17 protein-coding genes are annotated in these 18,162 nt (G+C 44.9%); all 17 read right to left on the bottom strand.

The genetic code is table 11. The annotated features are described in order from the left end of the window. Nucleotides 1–18: 18 nt before the first annotated feature. On the bottom strand, nucleotides 19–1,287 hold the full coding sequence (gene pyrC / locus IE039_RS04925; RefSeq protein WP_010005048.1) for a dihydroorotase: 1,269 nt from the start codon (nucleotides 1,285–1,287) through the stop codon (nucleotides 19–21). After that, nucleotides 1,274–2,185, bottom strand: coding sequence for an aspartate carbamoyltransferase catalytic subunit (locus IE039_RS04920; RefSeq protein WP_010005050.1), 912 nt, complete (start codon nucleotides 2,183–2,185; stop codon nucleotides 1,274–1,276). The genes pyrC and IE039_RS04920 overlap by 14 nt, the downstream gene beginning before the upstream one ends. Before the next feature lie 179 nt (nucleotides 2,186–2,364). After that, nucleotides 2,365–2,997, bottom strand: a complete 633-nt coding sequence (lepB, locus tag IE039_RS04915; protein ID WP_048701993.1) for a signal peptidase I — start codon at nucleotides 2,995–2,997, stop codon at nucleotides 2,365–2,367. A gap of 52 nt (nucleotides 2,998–3,049) precedes the next feature. Next, the gene (locus tag IE039_RS04910; protein WP_010005052.1) at nucleotides 3,050–3,403 is read right to left on the bottom strand and encodes a YlbF family regulator; all 354 of its coding nucleotides are present in this window, start codon (nucleotides 3,401–3,403) and stop codon (nucleotides 3,050–3,052) included. A gap of 39 nt (nucleotides 3,404–3,442) precedes the next feature. Then, nucleotides 3,443–5,515 carry a PBP1A family penicillin-binding protein gene (locus IE039_RS04905; protein WP_010005053.1) on the bottom strand — a complete coding sequence of 691 codons (2,073 nt, stop codon included), beginning with the start codon at nucleotides 5,513–5,515 and terminating at the stop codon, nucleotides 3,443–3,445. Between the two features lie 3 nt (nucleotides 5,516–5,518). Further along, entirely contained in the window at nucleotides 5,519–5,989 is a 471-nt protein-coding gene (locus tag IE039_RS04900; protein WP_010000576.1) for an arginine repressor, read from the bottom strand. Nucleotides 5,990–6,049: 60 nt separating this feature from the next. Further along, nucleotides 6,050–7,741 (bottom strand): arginine--tRNA ligase, encoded by a 1,692-nt coding sequence (gene argS, locus IE039_RS04895; RefSeq protein WP_010005054.1) that lies wholly within the window; start codon nucleotides 7,739–7,741, stop codon nucleotides 6,050–6,052. A 227-nt stretch (nucleotides 7,742–7,968) separates the two neighbouring features. Then, nucleotides 7,969–8,238 (bottom strand): DUF2187 domain-containing protein, encoded by a 270-nt coding sequence (locus IE039_RS04890; RefSeq protein ID WP_029509832.1) that lies wholly within the window; start codon nucleotides 8,236–8,238, stop codon nucleotides 7,969–7,971. Between the two features lie 145 nt (nucleotides 8,239–8,383). Beyond that, a complete protein-coding gene (coaBC, locus tag IE039_RS04885) occupies nucleotides 8,384–9,577 on the bottom strand; it encodes a bifunctional phosphopantothenoylcysteine decarboxylase/phosphopantothenate--cysteine ligase CoaBC (protein ID WP_189428831.1) in 1,194 nt (397 codons plus the stop codon). A 145-nt stretch (nucleotides 9,578–9,722) separates the two neighbouring features. Further along, entirely contained in the window at nucleotides 9,723–10,538 is an 816-nt protein-coding gene (locus IE039_RS04880) for an SPFH domain-containing protein (RefSeq protein ID WP_029509830.1), read from the bottom strand. 16 nt (nucleotides 10,539–10,554) lie between these two features. Beyond that, on the bottom strand, nucleotides 10,555–10,929 hold the full coding sequence (locus IE039_RS04875) for a toxin-antitoxin system HicB family antitoxin (RefSeq protein ID WP_048701982.1): 375 nt from the start codon (nucleotides 10,927–10,929) through the stop codon (nucleotides 10,555–10,557). Between the two features lie 81 nt (nucleotides 10,930–11,010). Continuing rightward, nucleotides 11,011–12,498 (bottom strand): UDP-N-acetylmuramyl-tripeptide synthetase, encoded by a 1,488-nt coding sequence (murE, locus tag IE039_RS04870; protein WP_048701980.1) that lies wholly within the window; start codon nucleotides 12,496–12,498, stop codon nucleotides 11,011–11,013. A gap of 55 nt (nucleotides 12,499–12,553) precedes the next feature. After that, nucleotides 12,554–13,693: a cation:proton antiporter gene (locus IE039_RS04865; protein ID WP_189428830.1), complete on the bottom strand. Its 1,140-nt coding sequence runs from the start codon at nucleotides 13,691–13,693 to the stop codon at nucleotides 12,554–12,556. Between the two features lie 151 nt (nucleotides 13,694–13,844). Then, the gene (locus IE039_RS04860; RefSeq protein WP_189428829.1) at nucleotides 13,845–14,972 is read right to left on the bottom strand and encodes a tRNA dihydrouridine synthase; all 1,128 of its coding nucleotides are present in this window, start codon (nucleotides 14,970–14,972) and stop codon (nucleotides 13,845–13,847) included. An 83-nt stretch (nucleotides 14,973–15,055) separates the two neighbouring features. Then, nucleotides 15,056–16,381, bottom strand: coding sequence for a bifunctional folylpolyglutamate synthase/dihydrofolate synthase (locus tag IE039_RS04855; RefSeq protein ID WP_189428828.1), 1,326 nt, complete (start codon nucleotides 16,379–16,381; stop codon nucleotides 15,056–15,058). A gap of 96 nt (nucleotides 16,382–16,477) precedes the next feature. Continuing rightward, the gene (locus tag IE039_RS04850) at nucleotides 16,478–17,194 is read right to left on the bottom strand and encodes a glycerophosphodiester phosphodiesterase family protein (protein WP_189428827.1); all 717 of its coding nucleotides are present in this window, start codon (nucleotides 17,192–17,194) and stop codon (nucleotides 16,478–16,480) included. A 9-nt stretch (nucleotides 17,195–17,203) separates the two neighbouring features. Beyond that, nucleotides 17,204–18,100 carry an extracellular solute-binding protein gene (locus IE039_RS04845; RefSeq protein WP_259651149.1) on the bottom strand — a complete coding sequence of 299 codons (897 nt, stop codon included), beginning with the start codon at nucleotides 18,098–18,100 and terminating at the stop codon, nucleotides 17,204–17,206. Nucleotides 18,101–18,162 lie beyond the last annotated feature (62 nt).

Raw genomic sequence — 18,162 nt, 5'->3', positions numbered from 1 at the left:
AATTTACGTTCTGCCGTGTCATGCTTGATACACAATGTCACCATCAACCCAAGTCGCCATTGTACGCCCATAAACCGGCCAACCCACAAACGGTGTGTTTTTACCGAGTGATTTGAAGTCTGCTTCAGCAATCGTGTCCCGTGCTGCTAAGTCAAACAAGACCAAATCGGCCGTTTCGCCAGCAGTAATTTGGGTTGGTGCTGGCAAACCAAAGGCGGTAGCCGGCGCGACCAACATGCGGTGGATCAACGTTTCTAACGTCATCACCCCTGATTTCACCAAATGCGTATAAAGCAATTGGAAGCTTGTTTCAATACCTGTAATGCCAAATGGGGCTGTGTTAAAGGATTGTGCCTTTTCTGCCGTCCCGTGTGGCGCATGATCAGTCGCTACCATGTCAATGGTACCGTCCAGCAGCCCTGCTAACACCGCTTCGCGATCGGCTTGCGAACGTAGCGGTGGGTTCATCTTGAACAAGGCGTTATCCCCTGTAATATCTGAATCCGCTAATAAAAGATGGTGTGGTGATACCTCAGCCGTTACATGTACGCCCTGTGCTTTCGCTAAACGCACGAGTTCAACAGACGTTTGCGTTGAAATGTGAGCCACGTGGTAATGCACCCCAGTTGCTTGCGCTAGGACAAGATCACGCGCAAGCTGTGCGCTTTCGGCCAACCCCGTAATCCCTGGTAATTGCAATTTGTTGGCCGTTGCGCCAGCGTTCATCACACCACCATGGAGTAAGGAATCATCTTCTAAGTGCGCAACCAATGGCTTATTGACGCTGGCGGCCGCCGTCATGGCTTGTAGCATCGTATCGGCTGTTTGCACCCCTTTCCCATCATTACTGAAGGCAACTGCCCCAGCGGCTGACATGCCTGCAATATCTGAAACCGTTTGGTCCGTTAATCCAGCTGAAATAGCGCCGTATTGTGCGACATGGACAACCCCATTTTTGGCATTTAGCGCAACCTGTTGGGCAACGCGTTCAGGACTATCCGGTACTGGATTGAGATTTGGCATGGCAACAACGGTTGTAAAACCGCCACGAGCCGCTGCGGCAGAACCAGAAGCAATCGTTTCTTTATACGTAAAGCCTGGTTCACGGAAATGCACATGCACGTCCACCAACCCATTGGTGAGAAAAGCGCCATTGGCATCAAATACTTCTGCCGTAGGGGCTGTGATTGTTTCGGCGACTTGCGCAATTGTTTGACCATCGATCAAGACATCGTGTTGCTTAAGCTCACCGTCTACAAGCAGGTTTGCGTTTTTAATCAGCTGCATGTTCAGTCTCCATTGTATATTCTAAGATTGCCATTCTGGCATAAACACCGTTCGTCATTTGCTCAAAGATGCGAGATTTTGGGGCTTCCACTAAGTCGTCTGCGATTTCGACATCACGATTGACTGGGGCCGGATGCATCACAATCGCGGTCGCTTTCAAACGCGCATAACGCGCCTGATTTAAGCCAAATTGTTCGTGATACTGTCTAGCTGAAAAGCTTAAGTTTTCCGTTTGGGTAATCCGTTCATGCTGAACACGGAGAAACATGACCACATCCTGTTTGTCCCAATCCTCATCAATGGCAACGAAGTGACCAAATTGTTGAAAATCATTCGGCAACCAACCGTCCGGTCCTGAGAACGTGACGTTAGCGCCTAATTGATGCAAGATTTCCGCATTGGAACGTGCCACCCGTGAGTGTAACAAATCACCAACAATTCGGATATGCAACCCATCAAAATGACCAAATTGTTCATATATGGTCACCAAGTCAAGTAAGCTTTGAGAAGGATGTTGTCCACTCCCGTCACCCGCGTTAACCAATTGCGGGATGGGATGGCCAGCTGCTTCAAGCACTGGCACATACCAATCATTGACGGCATGCCGGACTACCGCAACATCAATGCCGATTGCTTTAAGGGTTTTGAGGGTATCTGCTAAACTTTCCCCTTTTGACATCGAACTGGTTTGTGGATCAAACACAATCTGATGATAGCCCGACTTGTTTTCAGCCATCTGAAAACTTGTATGGGTTCGGGTTGAATTTTCAAAAAATAGATTGGCAACGGTGAACGGTGCCTGTTTTGGCGTTACACCAGCTTTTAAGGCCAATGCCCGTTGCACCAACTTTAACACATCATCTCGATCGAGTGCATTTATATTCAGAAAATTTCGCATAATACCCCTCTTTATACAAAAACCGCGTAAGTCGGCAGACTTACGCGGTTCTAGAAAATTACGGTCAATAGTATAGACTACGACCCCGAGTATCTAAATGCCTTGCAAGTCTCTCTGGACTTAATTAAAGGTTTTATCGTTTCACATATAGTAGCATTTTTTTGGCTCAGTTGCAAATGCTATTTTGCAAAGAAATGCTTATTTTGTTGGTTGACGTTTGCTTTAGCTGTTTGATTTGAGTTCCAGAATGGGACAATTACCTTACCTTCAATATGCTTGGCATCAACGAAACCAAAGTAACGGCCGTCGTTAGAAACTGAGCGGTGATCACCCATCACGAAATATTCTCCGGCTGGCACTTTCACCTTGTTACGATCCTTCTTTTGCCACAAATCACTCGCTGACAGACTCGCTAATGACCAGTTCTTACCAAATGACATCTCTGTGCCTTCGGTCCGTTCATTAATCCCAATATAATCTTGGTTAACTTGCTTGCCGTTAACGTAAAGATTTGAGTCCTTATAAGAGATGGTATCCCCAGGGACACCAATAATGCGCTTCACGTAATCTTTTTCACCAGGTCGAATTCTTGGATCTTCCTGACGCGCATCAAAAACAACCACATCGCCTCGTTGATACTTAGCAATCTTATTTAAAATCACTAATTCATTGTTTTGCAAATTAGGCGTCATTGATGGACCACTAACGTGAACAAAAGTAAATAGGAACGTGCGAATCAAGATGACAATAATTAACGCTGAACCGATTGGCACAAGCCATTCTTTGAAAAACTCAAAAAACTTTTTTAACATCATTTTCCTCTTTCATAACACCGTACGCTGTCATCACGTCCGGTGCTGTAATTTAGCGACGCAAAGCTGCGTAAGCATCCGCTACTGGCTTTGTGACAATATCATTTAACTCAGTCAACAATGTATTCAAAGCTTGTTCAGCTGCCAACAATGCCGTGATTGTGTCATTTTTTTGTACTTTTTCAGCAACAGCATTCCATTCTTTTTCTTGTTCTACTGTTGGTTGTTGTTGCGTTTGCATCATTTGTTGCACAGCCATTTGGATGTCTTGGAATTGATCAAACAATGCCTTCGCTTCTGCATCAGCTTGGATCGCATCAAATGCTGCTTGCCAAGCTGTGTATTGTGGGGTTGTTTTTAAAACATTTGCCATTTCGTTGGCGTTATCATAAATGTTAACTGTCATATTATTATCCTCTTATTTTTAATTGTTTACGTTATGTGATTATTGGCCACCAAAGAGGCCTTTAACTGCTTGCCAAGCTTTGCCCGCACCATCGACTGCCTGATTAACCCCATTTGAGAAATCAGAGCCCAAACGGCCCCAATCAATCCCTTGACTCGCCTGATTGTTATTATCTGACGCGCTATTAGGATTAGTGACTGAGAAGTTCGTCTCTGGCGTATTTGGCAAAATTTGTTGGAGCGAATACTTTACTAATGGGCCCATTGTTGCTGTCAGTCCCAAAGGTAAACTATTATCTTTATTCTTCGTATCTAAGCCCATCCAATAGGCAGACACCACATCCTTCGTGTAGGCCAGCGCCCATGAGTCCTTTGATGATTGGGCATTTTGCGTATCATTGGAATTTTCAGTGGTGCCTGTTTTACCTGCAATGGTAAAGCCGCGTGGCGCTGCGCCAAGACCCGTTCCGTTGGTGTAAGTCCCAAGCATCATCCGTGTCATATTGTCGGCAACACGTGAACTGATGACGCGTGTCTGCTTGGCTTTTGGTTGAGAGACAATCACTTTACCCGTCGCATCGACAATCTTGGTAATAAAGTGCGCATCACTCATCACCCCATCATTGGCAAAGGCGGTATAAGCTTGTGCCATTTGAATCGGTGACACACCGTTCGTTAAGCCGCCCAATGCTAATGAAAGATTTTTATCTTTCTCAGTCAACGGTAGGCCAAACTTTTTGGCACTGGCATACCCAGCATTAACACCAATTTTATTGAGTAAGTAAACAGCCGGCACATTATACGAGTGCGCCAAAGCTGAATACATCGGTACGTCTGCTGTTTGTACATCTAAGGCATTGTGTACCGTATAATGATTCGTCCCAAAAGTCCGCGTTGTGTTTGGTAGCATCGTGTCGATACTGTAACCACGTTCTAAGGCTGGCGCGTAAACGGCAATCGGCTTAATAGCTGAACCTGGCGACAGCTTTGATTGGGTTGCATAGTTAAAGCCACGGAAAGTATGCGTGTCTTCGCGCGCCCCAACAACAGCCCGGACACCACCAGTTTTGGCATTCAGTATCACACTGGCTGCCTGTGCGTCAGTATTGTAATTAAACATGGCCGGATTATCAAAATCCGTTTGCAAATGCTTCTGATCTTGCTGGTTCAACGTTGTATAAATCTTATAGCCACGGTTCATGACGTCTGTTTCGGTCAAACCATACGTTTGAACCGCTTCATTGATGACGGCATCAAAGAACCACGGATAACGATAATTATTTTGACTATTATACGTATCGCGTAACGTCATCGGCGCGGCTTTGGCTAACTTATACTCAGAAGCCGATAACTTTTTATTGGCAACCATTGTGCCAAGTACCACATTCCGCCGGTCAAGCGCAGCCTGTGGATGATCAATTGGATTATACAATGCCGGACTTGGCAACATGGCCGTTAAGGTTGCCGCTTGAGACGTGGTTAAATCACGAGCATGCACCCCAAAATATTTTTGGGCAGCATCTTCAACACCCCAAACACCATGGCCAAACCATGCGTTATTCAAATACATCGTGAGAATCTGATTTTTGGTATACACCTGCTCAACCTGCATCGACAAGAAAATTTCCTTGGCTTTACGCGTCATCGTTTGTTCTTGCGTCAAGTAGGCATTCTTAACCAACTGTTGCGTTAAGGTCGAGCCACCACCGGCGATTGCTGACGAGCCCGTCAACTTATTTTTCAAGTTGAGCACCACCGCTCGCAAAATCCCTTTGATGGAAAAACCATGTTCTTTGTAAAAATTACGATCTTCACTCGATATGACCGCATCCCGCATATTTTGCGAAATATTATCATAACTGACATAGGTCCCTTTTTGCGAATACAATTCACCGGCTTTATCACCCGCATCATCATACACTGACGTGGTTTGCGCCAGCGTCGCTTGCAAGTTCTGCACGCGGGCAGTTTTCGCCAAGACCACTAAGTACACACTCATTAGTAGAAAACCGGTTAAAAAGATAACCACCAGTAATCGCCACAACTGCCAACGCTGGGCAACCGGCCTGATCTTATCGCGCATTTTCTGAATCAATTGCTTCAACGCCTTCATACCTTAACCTATCAAAGCTGACCAGCGAGCCGTCAGCACTTCCGCGCTTGCTTCATCTGGACTGGTGACATAAATGGTGTCAAAACCGGCCAACGTTGCAACAACTTCTGGTAAATGGGCATCGTCAATAATCCCGGCAACAGCGTTGCCACTAGAATCTGTCGTCTTAATAATCGTCATAAATTGCACACGCTTGACAAAAATGGCATATTCAGCAATCGCTGAATCGACGGCATTGGCTGTCACCGGATTACCTGTTTGGTCATCATCTGATGATAGTTGTTGATAGCGTAGTTGGCCGTCAATATCTTTAATGCGGACAATTCCCAACGCTCGAATATCACGAGAAATTGTTGTTTGCGTTGTCTCAACTTGATTTTTCAATAACTCACTGAGTAAATCTTCTTGGCTTGTAATCACTTGATTTTGAATAATCTCAAGGATTAATGCCTGCCGTTGTTGTTTTGAAATCATATTTTTCTCCTACATGAGAATAAATGCTACTACTTTAAGCAGCGGCCACGCAACACCTAGTTACATTTCTTCTGGTGCTTTCACACCAAGCAAACGCAAGCTTTCTGTTAACACAATGGTAACGGCTTCAACCAAGGCTAAACGTGCTTGCAATTGGTCATCATCCGTCAAAATCTTTGAGTTGGCGTAGTACTTATTAAAGGCGCGTGATAGCGTCAAAGCATACTTGGCAATGATGCTAGCTTCGCGTTGTTGCCAAGCACGTTGCACCGTAGCTGGGAAGCTGTTCAACGTCGTGATAATATCCCAAGTCATTGGGTCATCAAGTGTCACTGCATCCAAGCTAACTGAAACAGGCGCCTTACGCAAAATTGACTTAGCACGGGCATTGGTATATTGCACGTATGGTCCCGTATCACCTTCAAAGCGCACCACTTCCTCCAAGTTAAAGTCAAAGTTGTTGGTGCGGTCATTCATCAAATCGTGGAAGACGACGGCACCCGCACCGACTTGTTCGGCAACTGCTTCCTTATTTTCAAGAGTTGGATTCTTTTCTTGGATCTGCTTCAAAGCCAAATCATGGGCGTCATTTAAGACATCCTTCAACAAGACAACATCACCCTTACGCGTTGACATTTTCTTACCGTTAAAGGTGATCAAACCAAAGGAAATATGTTCAACATCATCGGCCCAATCAAAGCCCATTAATGACAACACGGCCTTCATTTGAACGAAATGTTCCCGTTGTTCACCACCCACAACGTACAAAGACTTGGCAAAATCATAAGTATCCTTACGATAAACTGCCGCTGCCAAATCACGGGTCATGTACAAAGTCGCCCCATCTGTGCGCTTAATCATGGCAGGTGTCAAGTTCGGGTTGATATCTGTCAAATCGACAATTTGTGCCCCTTGCGACGTCACCAACAAATCCTTTTCCGTCAACTGGTCCACAACTGTGTCCATTTTGTCATTATAGAATGCTTCACCGTTGAATGAATCAAACCCAATGTCTAAACGATCATAGATTTCTGTAAATTCTTTCAGTGATTCTTCACGGAACCATGCCCATAATGCCAACGCTTCTTCGTCACCGTCTTCAAGCTTTTTAAACCAAGCCCGACCAGCATCGTTCAAACTGTCATCTTCCTTGGCCTTGTCATGGAATTCAACGTAATAACGCAACAACGTCGCAATCGGATCAGCTTTTACTTCATCTTCTGATCCCCAAGTCTTGTAAGCATAAATCAACTTACCAAACTGTGTGCCCCAATCACCCAAATGGTTGATTTTGATGGGTTGGTAACCGTTTTTGGCTGTGATATTGGCCAAAGCGTTCCCAATCACAGTCGAACGCAAGTGGCCCATTGACATTGGCTTAGCAATGTTTGGTGATGACATGTCAATCGTGACATTTTCACCTTGACCGTCGGTGTTGTTCCCGTAGTCTGCCTTTAATGTCAAAATCGTTTGCAAGGTTTCACGAGATGTTGCCACTTTATCCAAGAAGAAATTCACGTAAGGGCCGGTTGCGACAACCTTTTCAAAACCTGTTTGGTCAATTTCTGCCACAATATTAGCGGCGATTTGTTGTGGTGCTTGGCGCAAAACTTTGGCCAACGTAAACGTTGGGAAGGCAACATCCCCTAATTCTGATGATTTTGGTGCTTCTAATTTTTCAGCAATTTCTGATGCTGTTAAATCTGTCAACACTGCTGCAAGTGCTGAGACAACTTGTGTGTTATCTGCCATGTGTCCGTATCCTTTTTTATATTAGTTTATATTATACCGTATTTTTTGCCTGCAAAATAAAAACTCGTCTCTTGATATATCACAAGAGACGAGTTTTCACCCGCGGTACCACTCTAATAGCTTTCGCCACTCAATATCTAATTGTTTGACTCCAAATACGCGCCGTTTCCTTCATTATCTGACTCACACCCACTCAGACTCGCTGGTAATGAATTACCGAAACATCTTTATTCTTCAACGTCAACCTCAGCAGTTTTTGGTGCTGGAGCATGCTTAATCACTTCAATTTCATCCATTCGGACCACTGCACGATGATTCATTTCGTTAACAGTGGGTTGGTCAGCTGGATCATTTTCCGTAATTTCAACCAACAATGAATTTTCATAAACTTTTTCAACTTGTCCAGTAAATGGCTTTTCCAAATTACCATAAGCTGGTGCGAGTAAAATGTCGCCAATATGATACTTAGAGGCCTTGTTTTCTTCTTCGTCTGCCATGTTTGTCAGCTGTGACGTCTTGGCTGTTGCTTTACAAGTCAACAGCGCAATTGCAAGGACAATGCGCATTGCGCTTTTCAACTGTCCTAGTCACATTTCCTCCTGTAATCGATGTGTAACACCATATTTTACCACAAAAACGCTGCTATTTCAACGTACTAATCCGTTGCATAATCTCGCGTGCCAAGGTTAATTTATCTGCTTGCGGTAAGGTTTCTGCTGGCTGATCTGGCGTTAAGATTGTAATCACATTATCATCCGATGAAAAGCCAATGTTTGGCGAACTCACATCATTAACAATCAACATATTCGCCCGCTTCTTTTTCAGCTTAGCTTGTCCATAGGCAATGACATCTTGGGTCTCAGCCGCAAAACCAACAACCAACTGATTGGCTGATTTTTGCTGCCCCACTGTTTTCAAGATATCAGGATTTTGAACAAGCGTTAACGTCAAACCGCCATCCCCTTGTTTCTTGATTTTATCTTGGGCCAGTGTGGCAGGCTTAAAGTCTGACACTGCTGCAGCCCCAATAAAAATATCTGCGGTCGGAAAAGCCGCCATCACGGCCTCATACATCGCTTGGGTTGAATCAACCATGACCTTGGTGACGCCAAAAATAGTCTGACGATCAACCGTGGTGATAAGCGTGACCTCGGCCCCATTTTCCGCGGCAGCTTGGGCTAACGCATAACCCATTTTGCCACTGGATTTATTGGTTAAAAAACGCACCGGATCCAGCGCTTCACGCGTCCCACCAGCCGTAATCACAATCTTTTTGCCACGCAGATGACCCGTTTGGGCGCGGAGTCGGATGGCCGCTTCTGCCAAAATGGCTTCTGGTTCTGGCAAGCGCCCTTTAGCAGCATACCCTTCTGCCAAAAAACCCTCGGCTGGTTCAATCACCAACCAACCATCGGCCGCAAGTGTTGCCAAATTGCGGACAACCGCGGGATTCGCTAACATCACGTCATTCATGGCCGGTGCAATAATCTTTTTAGCTGTTGCGGCCATAATGGTTGCGGTTGGTGCATCATCAGCCAAGCCGTTAGCCAACTTACCAATCATGTTTGCGGTGGCGGGGACGACGAAAATGATATCCGCCCACTTAGCCCAGTCAATATGCACCACCTCAGTCGTATGGCCAGCAAATAAATCAGTTAGCACGTCATGCCCAGATAGAATAGCCAGTGTTTTGCTGGTAATAAATTCTTGTGCTGATTGTGTCATCGCAACGCGTACATGGGCGTGATCCTTCACGAGCAAACGGACAAAACTAGCCGCTTTATAAGCTGATACACTGCCCGTGACAACGACCAGCACATTTTTTTCTTTAAACATTTTCCTTACCAAGCACAGCAAAGCGTGTGCATGCCTTTAATTCTTGTGACCGCAGCTAAACTACCCGTCACTCACTGAAAAAATTGTAACATATTCTCACAACCCCTGCTGATGTCACGCAAAAAGCGCTGGATTAACAGCGCTTTTATTTTAGACCCTTATCAAACAACTTGCCAGCCACCGGTAATTGGCCAAGCGTTGCCATTTTCTTACTATCCACAACGACCAAATTCGTAGGTGAATTGGCTAACGTCGCGAATGCGTTAATGGATTGGTTTTGGAAGTACTTGTCATCCGCTCCAGCCAAACCAGCTTGTACCGTATCGATTCGGTAACGTTCGGCATCAGCACGGGTTTTCGTCGCGTCAGCTTCGGCTTTCGCCGTCGCCATCAAGGCGTCATTTTTAGCCTTGGTTGTAAGTTCAATGGAGCGTGCCTCCCCTTCGGCTTTTGCAATAGTTGCCACTCGTTCACGATCAGCCGTTAACTGCTTATCCATTGCTTCCTGGATGGAAGCCGATGGGCGTAATTCATCAATGTTGATACGGTCAACATTGATCCCGTACGTATTCGTTAAATCACCAATCGCTGAGGCAAGCTGAATGTTGATTTTAGTCGTAGATCCCAAAGCTTCATTCAATTCCATCCGGCCGATGATATCACGTAAGTGACCACGTACAAGTTGTGCCATGGATTCGACCGAATCCGTATTTTCATACATATATTTAACCGCATCCGTGACATGGTAGTTCAATGTGACACTAGCTTTAATATCAGCATTATCCGCCGTAATGACTGAATAATCTGGCAATCGCAATGGTCGCATGGCCAAACTGACATTTCGAATGCGTTGGACAAACGGCACATAAAAGTGAAGGCCAGCTTCTTTCCGCGTGCGGTACTTACCAAGCGTTTCAACTAAACCTGCGTTGTTTTGTGGCACAATTTTAAAAAATAGCATCTTTCTCCCCCGTATATTAAGATTCGTAAACAGCAAGCACTGGCTTTAATTCGCGTAACGTTAAAATATTGCCAGTCGCTTCAATCACAACATATTGCCGATCCACTTTAGCCGTCGCAGCATTATCAATTAAATAGCGATAATAAATCCCTGATACTAAGACTAATCGATTAAACAAATCAAAGTTTTCTCCTGAAATAATTTGACCGACAATCTGCCGTTCTTCAAAAGTGTCCGGTTGCGCGCCTGCTTCCAGTAACTTCGTCAAATAACTATTCAGCGAGCGCCCTTCTTGCGCGGCCTGTTCCGCTAATATTTCATGCAATTCAGGTGCAATCCGCAATGGAATGCGACCTGATTTATGAGTTTTTTCTTCGTTAATCTTTTTCATATATTAATGATATCACATTTATGTCAAAGAAGACAATACGTGATATCTCATTAAAAAAACACGCCCGTATCGGGCGTGTTCTTAGGCATTATTCGCGTTTAAAACGTTTTGGACAACCGCATAGTCACCAATATAAGGTTCGTCAACACCGTTAATCTTTTGATACGGATCTTCACCTTTGCCAGCAACAATCACGATATCATGCGGGTTGGCCTGTGCAATCGCCTGTTGAATGGCTTGGATACGATCCATTTCAAAATGTACCGTCACATCAGGATTGGTAATGTGGGCCGCAATTTCTTTGGCAATGGCCATTGGCGATTCAAATTGTGGATCATCAGCCGTCAAAAAGACCGTATCCGCAAACTCTGACACCACCCGACCAAAGTCAGCACGGCGTGACACACCTTTATTGCCTGGTGCACCAATCACCACTGAAACCTTACCATCAGGATATTGACTCTGTGCAAACTGTAGCAGTGCCCGCATCGACGCATAGTTGTGGGCGTAGTCAACAAATGCGACACCATGACCGGGAATTGGTAAGCTCAACATACGACCAGGAATAAAGACCGTATCTAAACCAGCCACCATATCAGCATGCTGGGCCCCCGCCAAGGCAGTCATCATCAACGCTGCTAAAGCATTTGATTCATTAAAATCACCTGGTAAATTCAAGCGATAAGTCCCGCTCATCTCAGCCAAATCACTTTCAGCAACCGTGAAACGACTCTCATGAATCGCACTTTCAAGAGATTGATACGTGTATGCACCACCTTGGTCGGTTTGACTATAAGTATAGACGTGATCATGATGCGTTTTGGCGTGTGCTAACACGGCTGATAACTGATCACTTGCCGCATTAACAATAACCTGTTCAGCATGATCCAGTAACATCATTTTATGGGCTAAATAATCCTCAAAGCTGGGATGTTCATTTGGCCCAATGTGATCAGGTGAAATGTTCAAAAAGGCGCCAACTTGAAATTCTAGGCCATAGACACGTTGTTTGAGATATGCCTGTGAGCTGACCTCCATGACCAAATGCGTCATGCCATTATCAACAGCGCGGCGCATATCTTTGAAAAGTTCATAAGATTCTGGCGTGGTCAAATCCGACTTTTTCTTATCAGCTGGTTGATTGCCAGTAATGCGATCAACCGTTGAAAACAAAGCCGTATGCTGATGCGTCATGTGCTGTAAGATTTGAAAGGCCATGTACGCCGCGGTTGTTTTCCCTTTTGTGCCCGTAAAGGCACCAATCCACAAGTCGTTTTGTGGGTAGTCAAAAAAGGCCATCGATAAGACTGATAATGCCTTTTGGACATCCGTGACTTGCCATTGTGGCAAATCAACCGGTAGCAGTTCTTCCGTGACTAAGCCAGTCACGCCGGCGGCTTGCGCCAAATATTCTACCCGAAAAGCCCCTTTGACAACAAATAGTGTCTGGTCTTTAACTTGACGGGTATCATAATGTAAAAAATCAAATGTTTGATCGCTATCTGGCTTAGCGACTAACAAATGATGTGCAGTGAGTAATTGTTCAATTGTTTTACTTGTGAGTTCCATAAGCTTTATTATACAAAAAAAGTTGCACCCAGAACAGGCACAACGTTTTTTTTAATTATTTCACAAGGACTTTTCTCAACGCAATTGGTGCAAAAATCGTCGTGACAAGGATGATAATTGCCAATTCGGAATACGTATCCTTACCAATGACGTGGGCTTGCAAGCCGATATTGGCTACAATCAAGGCCATTTCACCACGCGACACCATCCCCAAGCCAATAACATTGGCATCATGATAACTCATACCAGTCATTTTGGCCCCTAATCCAGAACCGACCCACTTTGTCAAAATAGCAGCTAATGACATCACGAGTAGCAGCCCCCACTTATCACCAAACCCGTCAAATGAAATCTTTAAGCCGATACTTGCAAAAAAGATTGGAATAAATAGGCCGTACCCAATTGACACCATCTCAGACATCATCTTGTGGGCTTGTGGTAAGTTGGCAATGGCCACCCCGATAAAGAATGATCCAACCACAGCAGAAATACCAGCAAACTCAGCAACTGTGCCGGCGCCCAAAGCCAGCAACATCCCGACCAAACCACTCATGGCTGGCAAACTCATTTTCGTTGCCACCCGCACAAATGTTGGTAGCACATAGCGACTCACAACATATAACCCAACGAAAAAGCCAACTGCCAATAACCCTTGGAGCCAAAGTGGTTGCTGTTTGTCAGCTTGACCACTGAAAATCGCAATGAAGCCAGACAAGCTCGCAACCGCTAAAATATCATCCGCTACGGCTGCGCCAAGGATGGTCACACCAGCTCTTGTTTTCAGTTGGTGATATTCATTTAAGACTTCCGCTGTAATTGAGACTGATGTTGCGGCAAACACCACGCCCCAGAATATCGCTTGTTTGGTATCAAAATGATAAGCTTGCGCGAGGAAGTAAAAGACTACCATCGGGAAGATTGCGCCTAAAACGGCTACCATCAGTGACGGTTTGATGTTGGCTTTTAATTGCTTGATATCGGTTTCCAGGCCGACAATAAACATCAAAATCATGACCCCGAGTTCAGCCATAAATTCAATACTATGCGAAATCTGAACAATGTTCAACAAACTCGGACCCAGCACCACACCCGCTAATAATTGGCCAACAACAATCGGCATCCCGATACGTTGTGCCCCTAAGCCCATGATGATGGCTGCGGCTAACATTAAAAATAAATCTAAATAAAATGTCATATTTCCTTGCTGTATTGCGTACTGCAATACGTCCTTTCTACATGATTGTACTTGTTTTATCAGATAATAAAAAGAGCAAACACAAAAAACTAACGTTGCTCCCCCACAAACGTTCGCCTTGAGTGTTTACTCAACCAGTTTAACGATTCAATTATGATTCTGCTGCTTCACGTGCTAGTTTGGCTGCAGTGGCTGCTGCCATTTCGGCACTAGCTGCTGCATTATCACGATAAATGTGCTGATCAGCGGCAACAGCCGCATAGACACGTGCCAATTCACGATCTAAAACCTCACGCACTTCATCAGTCGCATGGGTTTCCATCAACACTTGTCGTAAAGCTGATGCGTGCGCAAAGCCACGCAAATAAATCTTAAAGTAACGCTTCAAAGCTTCAAAATGCTTAGGCGTTACCGTCGCATTTACCTCATCAAATAAGTCTAATTGTAACTTTAACAAGGCAATTGATTCTTCCAAAGTATGTTGACGCGGACTTTCTTCAAACGCATAAGGATTTTCAAAAATACCGCGGCCAATCATAATGCCGTCAACGCCTGGATGGGCTTTAGCTAACGCTTCTCCTTCGGCACGTGACTTAATATCACCATTGATTTGTAGCAATGTGTTTGGTGCTATGGCATCACGCATCGCTACGATTTCATCAATTAATTCAAAATGCGCGGGTGCTTTTGACATTTCTTTGCGCGAACGCAAGTGCACCGTCAACACCGCAACATCTTGTTGCAAAATCACAGGCAACCAGTCACGGAATTCCATGGGATCATAAAAACCGAGACGTGTCTTAACTGACACTGGGAGCCCAGATTCTTTGGCAGCTGAGACGAGTTGTGCTGCCAAGTCTTGGTGGCGAATCAAATCTGACCCAGCGCCATTTTTAACAACAGTTGGATCAGGACAACCCATGTTCAAATCAACTGCCCGATAACCCATGTCGGGCAACAATTTTGCTGCCCCAGCAATATCTTCTGGTCGTGAGCCCCAAATTTGTGCCACTGGTTGTGTCTCATTTTCAGCGACGGCCAAACGCCCTTGCACGGAAAACTTTGCCTTGGGATGAATCATTGAACTTGCGTTCGTAAATTCTGTAAAGTAAACATCGGGGGCACCAGCTTTTTCAACCACACGACGGAAAATCGTATCCGTCACGGCCTCCATGGGTGCCAAACTGAAGAATGGTCGCTTTTCAGACGAATCATGGCCTTTTTGTGCATTAGCCACAACTTCGTCCCAGAAAAGCGGTTGCAGAGACGATTGCGTCATGAAGATTTCTCCTTATTTAATGTAAGTCAACGCATACTATCATACCATATTTCGAGATAAATCTCAAAAACGCTGCTCACAGCTTAAATGCGCTCATCTTTTTGCAGAGCACTTAGCGTATAAAAGGATCCCGTCACTACAATCAATGCCTGTGATGATTCACGGACCCGCATGGCTAATGAAATCGCAGCCGAGGCATCATTGGCAATCTCAACTTCGACTTTTGGGTAGGTCATAATAATGGTAGCGGCCAATTCTTCTGCTGACAAAGCCCGTGATTTATTTTTCGGCGTGACGGTGATCACCCGCTGGACAACTGGAATAATTTCATCCAACATTTCATGGTATTCTTTATCTTTTAAGACCCCTAAGATTAACGTGGGTTTGATTTTCAAATGCCAAGCATTTAACGCTGCCACCAAACCGGTGATGCCGTCAACATTATGGGCTGCATCAAATAAAATGTTTTTTTCTGGGTGATAGTTCATCCGACCAATCAAGCTCACGTTGGCTAAGCCAGCCTGCGTTTTCTCAGTAGTAAACGTGTACCCCATTGTCTTCAAAGCAGCTTTAATTTGTAAAACAATCCCAAAATTATGTACCTGAAACGCCCCAGGCATACTCAAAAAATAACCTGGTGTGCCATTAATAATAAGATCCATACCACCTGGCGTCGTGTTGGCAATAATAATTTGATCTTGTGTATGCACAAACCACTCAGCACCAACCGCCTCAGCCTGCGCCTTTAAAACACGATGCACGGTCAAGTCTTGACCAGCATAATCAATCACCACGGTCCCTGGTTTGATAATGGCTGCTTCGTTTTCAGCGATATCATGAAGACTACGGCCAATCGTGAGCTGATGATCGACACTAATTTTCGTAAAGACAGTCAACATCGGGGTGGCAATCGCATTTGTCGCATCTCTTAATCCACCCAATCCGGCTTCAAAAATAACAAAATCGACCGCATTATCGACAAAATGCAACAGTGAAATGACGGTAAAATACTCAAAATACGTCAAATGATTGGCAGGCACCCCATGGCGTTTAAAACAAGCCACCAAGTCTTGATAATGGCGGAGAAAATCACTTTTTGAAATCATCTCATCATCAACGGTGATTTGCTCACGATCTGATAGAATGTAGGGACTCGAAAAATGACCGTAAGAATAGCCATTAGCCTGTAAAATAGCGCCCAGCATAGCGCCTGTAGAACTTTTCCCATTCGTGCCGGCAATGTGAATGATCTTGAGTTTTTGGTCTGGATGCCCAAGCCATGCTAATACTTCTTTCACTACCGCCACACGTGAATCGTCTAACACATGCCAGTGATTATCCAAACTGTTAATCACCCGCTTATAGTTTGCTGCAACCCGTGCGGCACGCCGCTCTCCCAATTTAGCCACATCCAGCCTCCGACAATTAATATGCCCTTAATTTTATCACATGTCACCGCAAAAATTACCTTGTGCAGCAAATAATTTGCAATCAAAAAAGACGACTTACATCGTCTTTGGAAAATCGGTAAATATGGCATGAGCACCCCAATCAGCCAGCCGTTGTGCCGTTTCTGCATCGTTAACTGTCCACACATTGACACCCAATTGATTAGCTAATAACAGTTGGACGGCTGCTTCAGTGAGGCCATTAACATCAGGATGGACGTAGGTGGCACCGACCAAGCGTGCGAGTGCGACCGTGTTCGTGTTATCTGAAATTGGCTCTGCCAGTAACAGCCCAATCGCAATTTTTGGCATTAAGTCATGGAATTTTTTAAGTAATTTCACATCAAAACTCGACACAATAATCTGATTTTCACGATTAATGCGATGAATCGCTTGATGCAGACGCATCAGATAAAAATTTTGCTGCTCACCGCGGACATTCGTCTTGAGCTCAAAGTTCACATTGATGTGATGTTCATTGATAAAATCAATTAACCAATCCAACGTGACGATGCGTTCTCCCGTAAATGCTGGCGCAAACCACTGCCCAAAATCAAGCTTTTGTAACCCCATCAGTGAATTGTGATTGACCATCCCGTTGCCATTTGAAGTGCGATCAACCTTACTATCATGAATCAACACCAGATGACCATCAGACGTCATATCAATATCAGTTTCTAACCAATTGACCCCAAGGGGTAACATCAGTTCAAACGCGCCCCGCGTATTTTCGGGTGCTTGAGCGGATATACCGCGATGCGCAATTTTTATCATGCGTCTTCCTCACTTTTTTAAATGATTTGCAGCATTATAAGCTGCCAGCGCTTGATTAGTCGCATCTTCGGCCACTTGCAGACTTTTATCAATCGGCGCCCCGTTGGCAATGGATTGCATCGCCGTTTCCATATTAGTTCGAGCAATTGGCATAATTGGCACCAACGGCCCAGCTGTTACTGGATTTTTTTGACTGGTTGCGAGTTGTTGCGTCGCAACACCCAAATTAGGATCTTTAGCGACCGCGGTGGTAATCTGTGGCAAATCTTTAGCGTGCTTGTTCACGGCAAGATACCCTGTTGCCAAACGCCATTGGGCTTGTGACTTAGCCGATGCCATGAATTTCAAGAAGTCTGCCGTGCCTTGCTTGACTGTTGCGGGTTGGTTCTTATTTGCCCACAACGCCGCCCCACCTAGCGCGAGCCCGTTGCGTGGCACACCATCAGCATGTGGCACATACGTCACACCGAGTTTGAATTTAGCATTGGCTTGCAAATCACCAGTTGACGCTGACGATTGCATGAAAATCCCCAACTTGCCTGCTAAAAACCCTGTTTGTTGGTTCGCTTCGGCAATGTCACCGGACCCATAATTCACAAATGATTTATCTTGAATGGCTTGCGTCATAAATTGCATTAAACGCTTGGCCGCCGGCGTATTCAGATTAATTTTTGTCGCATACTGGCCAGCTGCACGACCATTGTCATGATTGGCTAACAGTTGATTTTGGTTGGCGGTTAATTCTTCAAATAACCAACCATACGCTTCAATCGTCATCCCCTTAGTTTGACCACCCGTCTTGTCAGTAATCGCTTTGGCCAAATTCAATACGTCCGTATAGCTGGGATCTTGTGGCAAAGGCGTTAAGCCTAACTGCTCGACGAGACCTTTATTATAATGGCAGATTGCAAGAAATAACTTGAACGAATTTAGTGACGTAGATTAAGTAAGAAGATCTCGATTGGTGT

Origin of the sequence: Leuconostoc lactis KCTC 3528 = DSM 20202 (genome assembly GCF_014651235.1) — a bacterium.
Classification (GTDB): Bacteria; Bacillota; Bacilli; order Lactobacillales; family Lactobacillaceae; genus Leuconostoc; species Leuconostoc lactis.
This window is presented reverse-complemented; position numbering and strand designations above follow the sequence as displayed.

Excerpts from the sequence above, each read along its gene's own strand:
- pyrC (WP_010005048.1), bottom strand. The coding sequence starts at position 1,287 with ATGCAGCTGATTAAAAACGCAAACCTGCTTGTAGACGGTGAGCTTAAG.
- IE039_RS04920 (WP_010005050.1), bottom strand. The coding sequence starts at position 2,185 with ATGCGAAATTTTCTGAATATAAATGCACTCGATCGAGATGATGTGTTA.
- lepB (WP_048701993.1), bottom strand. The coding sequence starts at position 2,997 with ATGTTAAAAAAGTTTTTTGAGTTTTTCAAAGAATGGCTTGTGCCAATC.
- IE039_RS04910 (WP_010005052.1), bottom strand. The coding sequence starts at position 3,403 with ATGACAGTTAACATTTATGATAACGCCAACGAAATGGCAAATGTTTTA.
- IE039_RS04905 (WP_010005053.1), bottom strand. The coding sequence starts at position 5,515 with ATGAAGGCGTTGAAGCAATTGATTCAGAAAATGCGCGATAAGATCAGG.
- IE039_RS04900 (WP_010000576.1), bottom strand. The coding sequence starts at position 5,989 with ATGATTTCAAAACAACAACGGCAGGCATTAATCCTTGAGATTATTCAA.
- argS (WP_010005054.1), bottom strand. The coding sequence starts at position 7,741 with ATGGCAGATAACACACAAGTTGTCTCAGCACTTGCAGCAGTGTTGACA.
- IE039_RS04890 (WP_029509832.1), bottom strand. The coding sequence starts at position 8,238 with ATGGCAGACGAAGAAGAAAACAAGGCCTCTAAGTATCATATTGGCGAC.
- coaBC (WP_189428831.1), bottom strand. The coding sequence starts at position 9,577 with ATGTTTAAAGAAAAAAATGTGCTGGTCGTTGTCACGGGCAGTGTATCA.
- IE039_RS04880 (WP_029509830.1), bottom strand. The coding sequence starts at position 10,538 with ATGCTATTTTTTAAAATTGTGCCACAAAACAACGCAGGTTTAGTTGAA.
- IE039_RS04875 (WP_048701982.1), bottom strand. The coding sequence starts at position 10,929 with ATGAAAAAGATTAACGAAGAAAAAACTCATAAATCAGGTCGCATTCCA.
- murE (WP_048701980.1), bottom strand. The coding sequence starts at position 12,498 with ATGGAACTCACAAGTAAAACAATTGAACAATTACTCACTGCACATCAT.
- IE039_RS04865 (WP_189428830.1), bottom strand. The coding sequence starts at position 13,693 with ATGACATTTTATTTAGATTTATTTTTAATGTTAGCCGCAGCCATCATC.
- IE039_RS04860 (WP_189428829.1), bottom strand. The coding sequence starts at position 14,972 with ATGACGCAATCGTCTCTGCAACCGCTTTTCTGGGACGAAGTTGTGGCT.
- IE039_RS04850 (WP_189428827.1), bottom strand. The coding sequence starts at position 17,194 with ATGATAAAAATTGCGCATCGCGGTATATCCGCTCAAGCACCCGAAAAT.